General features: G+C 50.1%; 1 rRNA gene. It reads left to right on the forward strand.

The annotated features are described in order from the left end of the window. Positions 1–23: 23 nt before the first annotated feature. A 5S ribosomal RNA gene (rrf, locus tag BCT27_RS10855) occupies positions 24–139 on the forward strand. Positions 140–363 lie beyond the last annotated feature (224 nt).

Consider the following 363-nt stretch of genomic DNA (forward strand, 5'->3'; position numbering starts at 1 on the left):
AGCGGGGAACACAACAAGATTTGCTTGGCGACCATAGCGTTATGGACCCACCTGAACCCATGCCGAACTCAGTAGTGAAACGTAACAGCGCCGATGGTAGTGTGGGGTTTCCCCATGTGAGAGTAGGACATCGCCAGGCTTCAAATTTAAAAAAGCCCTGACCTGACGGTCAGGGCTTTTTTACATCTGAAGAAAAGCAGAAATGAGAAGGTGAGTAACGAGGAAGGGCAGATAAGAGAGAAAGTCCTAGAGCCTAGGGGGAAAAAACCAAGCAAACGCCCGGTAAAACACGTGCACCATCGCTTGAAAACCTTGACTGGCATGAAAGCCAAAGACACACTGGCTCGCACTCTCGCACTCTCG

The organism is Enterovibrio norvegicus (genome assembly GCF_002876705.1).
In the GTDB taxonomy this organism is placed as follows: Bacteria; Pseudomonadota; Gammaproteobacteria; order Enterobacterales; family Vibrionaceae; genus Enterovibrio; species Enterovibrio norvegicus_B.